Raw genomic sequence first — 2,384 nt, 5'->3', positions numbered from 1 at the left:
TCGGCTATGAGTAGTTGCGTGGGTTAGCACTTAACTTTGCAAGTACACACCAAGCTGAAAATCCGCGAGGATTTTCAGAAGTAGACGAGAACAAGCAATTACTTATAGCCATTGTTATGCACTGATTTTTTGTTCAATTTTAGAAATCAATTCCAAAAATTTATCACTTTTATGAGTTCTGTAACACTGTTCTAAAAGACTTAATTTGGAATGTTTCACTGGTCTTGTACTTTTACTTAAAATTCTTGTTAATAGAGCAAACAATGATTTCCCTCTTATCAGAACATCATAGTTTTCTCTAATATTATTCTCAATTTCTGTTTCAGCTTTTTTAAAGTTTATTTCATCTAAAAATTCCTGTTTTACTTCGTGTTGAATTTCGCATATAATATGTTGAGGATGTGTTCTTAGATTGTATTCCTCTTGATTTATGCATTTTTCTACTTCATAAGCATAATATTCAACAAAAGAATTTAATGATTTAAGAAATATTGTTCTTTCATCATTACTTAGCAAACTTTCTATTCCTCTACCATAATACAAATCATTTTCAATTGAATAACCATTTGTCCAAATTATTTCGTTGTATTCTTGAGGTGGATTGATATAAACGTAAGCATCCTTATCTGCAACAAAAATCACACTGCTTTCGGGAAATTCAGAGCGCCTTTCATAAATCTGCATTAGTTTGTCTCTGCCTCCACAAGGAAAGAAATTTGCATTTACAACACCAATTTCATCTTCTAACCATCTGTAAATTAAAACATCATCTTTCCCTTCAACAAGTACAGTTGTTAATGATGAACGTTTTAATGTTTGAATAATTTCGTCTACTGATAATTCTAAACTCATACTTTAAACTCCTTTATCAGTTGACAGAATAATCTCTTTGTCTGAATATTTTGAATAAATAAACGGACTATGCGTAGCCATAAAAAATTGATTGTTATTACCTTGGTTAAGTAATGTTGGTATCAAAGTTCTTTGCCAGTCTGGATGTAAACTTAGTTCTGGTTCATCAATAAAAATTGTATTGTCTTTAGTAAACGCATTATAGCAAATGAAACTCAACATCTGTTTTTCTCCTGCTGATAATTTTTCTGAGGAAATAGCATTATTTACTTCTCCCAATGTTAAGTTGCTTAAATTAATTCCTTTGTGTTGAAATATTTTTGTAATCAATTCTGATAGTGTAGTATAAGGTTTTAAAAGTAATTCTCTTTCCCTTTCCATCATTTCTATATCTTCTTGAATTTCGGAAAGAGTTTCTTTATCCTTTTTACCTTTAGTTTTAATTTTTCTGATAATCTCATCTGACTTTTTCTTTTGAAAAGCATTGATTTGAGAATTTATGTTTGAATATTCTATATTTAGAAGAGAAACAATATCATCTGTTGATATAGATGTAATAAAACGTTGGTTTCTCATAGATAAACGTCTGGAAAATTCTTCTAAAGCATCTCTGATATCATCGGTCCTATGGAAGCGTGGGTTATAATTGTCATCCATTGAAAATCCTCCTTCTATTCTTCTAAAAGTTGGAAAAAATATGGTTGGTATTGCTGATTTAACAATTCCATTTAATTTTTCGTGTACTCTCTGTGAACGTCTTATTTCCAATTCACGAAGATTCATATCACTAAGAGTAAAAGACTTTTCTTTGTCTATTGATATTGATACAGCACTATTCTCAAAATCTCTCTTTATAGAAATGGTTTTGTTAGATGTTTTAAGTTCTGCGAATTCAAAATTAACTTCTCGAATTAGGTTCATAATTCGACCAGAATTTAAATACCAAATTAGTTTCAAAATGGTAGTTTTACTTGAACCATTTTTTCCTGTAAATAAATTCAAGTCCGGATGAAAGTCTAAATCCAAAGGTTTAGCTCTGTCATTTAGCTTTTCAACATAAAGTTTTTCTATCATTAGTGTTGTTTTTCAAATTTGTGCATAACGTTAGCGTATAAATTTCAGTTGCGGAAAATCGGTACGATTTTCCGATTGAAACTGAAAGATAGAAAATTGCAATGAATTTCCGTAGGAAATTCAGTCGCAATTGAATTTATACATTGTTGGTTGCAGTTATAATTCAGTTTTTTGAGGTTCATTCAGAGTTTTGTTTTGCGTTTTGCTATTCAATTCCACGTTTTGATTCCGCAATTTTGGAATTAAATAGAGTAGAAGTAATCAATTCACGTTTTATAATTCCGCTCGAGTGAATTTCTGCGCACAGTTCCGTTTTATATTTTTCAATTCAGCGTCACGTTTCGGTTTCGAGTATTAAATTCAGTTTCCGTTTTGCTTTTTTGCGCAAAGTTCCGCTGTTTTCAAAGTTCAGAATTCGCACAATTTTTACGTTTAGTTTTTAATTCCGCTATTGCAAC

2 protein-coding genes are annotated in these 2,384 nt (G+C 30.5%); both read right to left on the bottom strand.

Features of this window, described 5'->3' with window-relative positions:
- Positions 1–114 precede the first annotated feature (114 nt).
- The gene (locus WA340_RS06020) at positions 115–852 is read right to left on the bottom strand and encodes a DUF4435 domain-containing protein (protein WP_336127887.1); all 738 of its coding nucleotides are present in this window, start codon (positions 850–852) and stop codon (positions 115–117) included.
- A 3-nt stretch (positions 853–855) separates the two neighbouring features.
- Positions 856–1,926 carry an AAA family ATPase gene (locus tag WA340_RS06015; RefSeq protein WP_336127886.1) on the bottom strand — a complete coding sequence of 357 codons (1,071 nt, stop codon included), beginning with the start codon at positions 1,924–1,926 and terminating at the stop codon, positions 856–858.
- Between the last annotated feature and the right edge of the window lie 458 nt (positions 1,927–2,384).

This window comes from Mesoflavibacter sp. CH_XMU1422-2, from assembly GCF_037029245.1.
Lineage (GTDB): Bacteria > Bacteroidota > Bacteroidia > Flavobacteriales > Flavobacteriaceae > Mesoflavibacter > Mesoflavibacter zeaxanthinifaciens.
Note: the sequence above shows the minus strand (reverse complement) of the source record. Positions and strands in the feature narration are given on the sequence as shown.

What these genes read in the sequence shown, in the direction of transcription:
- WA340_RS06020 (WP_336127887.1), bottom strand. Translation starts at nt 852, where the DNA reads ATGAGTTTAGAATTATCAGTAGACGAAATTATTCAAACATTAAAACGT.
- WA340_RS06015 (WP_336127886.1), bottom strand. Translation starts at nt 1,926, where the DNA reads ATGATAGAAAAACTTTATGTTGAAAAGCTAAATGACAGAGCTAAACCT.